This is a genomic window from Brevibacterium senegalense (assembly GCF_000285835.1).
GTDB classification, from domain to species: domain Bacteria; phylum Actinomycetota; class Actinomycetes; order Actinomycetales; family Brevibacteriaceae; genus Brevibacterium; species Brevibacterium senegalense.
Genome location: NZ_HE978611.1, coordinates 5,290 through 7,772 on the forward strand (window position 1 = coordinate 5,290; position 2,483 = coordinate 7,772).

Annotated in this window: 2 protein-coding genes; both read left to right on the plus strand. The window is 65.1% G+C overall.

The features are described 5' to 3' along the window. Positions 1-292 precede the first annotated feature (292 nt). Positions 293-643, plus strand: a complete 351-nt coding sequence (locus tag HGBR_RS15035) for a MerR family transcriptional regulator (protein WP_019160177.1) — start codon at positions 293-295, stop codon at positions 641-643. Between the two features lie 173 nt (positions 644-816). After that, entirely contained in the window at positions 817-2,343 is a 1,527-nt protein-coding gene (locus HGBR_RS15040) for a SulP family inorganic anion transporter (RefSeq protein WP_019160178.1), read from the plus strand. Positions 2,344-2,483: the final 140 nt, after the last annotated feature.

A 2,483-nucleotide genomic window follows, 5' to 3' on the forward strand; every position in this document is an offset into this window, starting at 1 on the left:
GAAGAGCACATCGATCGGACCACTCTTCTGATGTCTCATAAAGCTGTAGATTCTTGAGGCGCCACCAGCTTGCCACCTTGTGGAAGGGCGGCGATTGCTTGGCGCGAAGCGCTTTCGCCTTGAACTATCCGCGTCGACGTAATCTGGGGCCGACTCTGAGCGCGACTGTGACGTAGCGGTAGAGTTGGTGCCTGCTTGCCGGGCGGCAGAACGCGGGCGCCTGCGTTCAGGCGTCATGGCGAGCAAGGGCTAGTGGAAGGGTGAAGCAGTGGGGCAAGCGCAGGAGCAAGACATGGACACGATGCAGATCGGTGAGGTCGCCGAACGCACCGGGCTGTCGATGCGCACTATCCGCCACTACGACAATGTAGGGCTGGCGCCGCCCTCGGCCCGCAGTGAGGGCGGATTTCGGCTCTACACCCAGGCCGACGTCGAGCGGCTCAACTACGTCCGGCGGATCACTCCGCTGGGATTCAGCCTGGAGGAGACCGCCGAGATCCTCGCCATTCTGGAGGCCAAGGAACCGGTCGAGGCCACTGCCGCGTACTTGGAAAGGGTCCGGGTGGCCCGGGAGAAGATGGCCCGCAAACTGCGCCAAGCCGACGAGCTCATCGACGCCCTGCAGGACCGCGTCCACGACTAAACCTGCCCCGCTGGCGGAGCGAGGTGGGCCAGCAGCCAGACTCTACCCTCACGTTAGGGTAGAGTTAGTGTCGAAACTTTTCCCGGTGACTACCTGATGCCCCGCCCCTTGGGCGGCCGGGCTGCCTCGTAAGGCCGGGGTCCTTCTTGTTCACGACCTGATGGGAGACCTGCGTGTCCACCACAATCCACACCGCCCCGCCGGCGAATGCCACCCCCGAAGAACGCCAATCCGTCCTGGCGACCCTGAAGCGCCCGCGCTGGCTGAAGACCGAGGTGCTGGCCGGCCTGATCGTCGCGCTGGCGTTGATCCCTGAGGCCATCGCGTTCTCGCTGATCGCCGGGGTGGACCCGCAGGTGGGTCTGTTCGCTGCCGCCACGATGGCCATGTCCATCGCCATCCTGGGTGGGCGGCCGGCGATGATTTCTGCGGCCACCGCGGCCACCGCTCTGGTGATCGCCCCGCTGATGGCCTCGCACGGGCTGGACTACTTCCTCGTCGCGGTCATCCTTGCCGGTGTCTTCCAGGTGATCCTCGGAGTGCTCGGGGTGGGCAAGCTGATGCGCTTCATCCCCCGGTCGGTGATGGTCGGCTTTGTCAACGCCTTGGGCATCTTGATCTTCACCTCCCAGCTACCAGACCTGATCGGCGTCCCGTGGCTGGTCTACCCGCTCACCGCCGCCGGCCTGGCGATCATCTACCTGCTGCCACGGATCACCACGGTCGTCCCAGCCCCGCTGATCTCGATCATCGTTGTCACCGCTCTGGCCCTGGTCTTCGCACTCAACGTGCCCACCGTCGGGGACAAGGGTCAGCTGCCCGACGCCCTGCCCACCCTGTTCCTGCCTGACGTGCCCTTCACCCTGGAGACCTTCCAGATCGTCGCCCCCTACGCACTGGGCATGGCCCTCGTCGGGCTGCTGGAATCCCTGATGACGGCCAAGCTGGTCGATGACATCACCGACACCCGCTCGAACAAGGTCCGCGAGTCCTGGGGCCAGGGCGCGGCGAACATCATCAGCGGCTTCTTCGGCGGAATGGGCGGCTGCGCGATGGTCGGGCAGACCATGATCAACGTCAAGGCCTCCGGGGCCCGCACCCGGATTTCCACCTTCCTGGCCGGCGTCTTAGTCCTGGTGTTGGCCGTGTCCCTCGGGGAGGTAGTGGCGCTGATCCCGATGGCCGCCCTGGTCGCGGTGATGATCTTCGTGTCGATCGCCACCTTCGACTGGCACTCCGTCCGTCCCTCAACGCTGAAAATGATGCCCAAGTCCGAGACCATCGTCATGGTAGTCACCGTCATCGCGACCGTCGCCACCCACAACCTAGCCGTCGGCGTCGGGCTCGGGGTGCTCACCGCGATGGTGCTCTTCGCCCGCAGGGTCGCGCACTTCGCCACCGTCACGCGCACCGTCAAGGGCGAGGGCGAGCAGGCCGTAGCTCGGTACACCGTGGACGGGGAACTGTTCTGGGCCTCCTCCAACGACCTCTACACCCAGTTCGAGTACGCCGAGGACCCTCAGCGCATCGTCATCGACCTGACGACCTCACACCTGTGGGATGCCTCGACCATCGCCGCACTAGATTCCGTGGAGGACAAGTACCGACACTACGGCAAGAACGTCGAGGTCATCGGCCTCAACGAGGCCAGCCAAAACATGCGCAACCGCATGTCCGGCAAGCTTGGCGCCGGACACTAAACCACCACGCACCCTCCCCGCGCCCGAGGCTCACACGCTGGACCAGTATTCGCACGTGTCAGCGCGGGGCCCCGCTGTGGCCGGGAGTGCGCCACCGAGCGATCACAGAACGCCGCCATTCATCGCCAAACTTCACAGCC

Coding starts and splice junctions, on each gene's coding strand:
- HGBR_RS15035 (WP_019160177.1), top strand. CDS start 293: ATGGACACGATGCAGATCGGTGAGGTCGCCGAACGCACCGGGCTGTCG.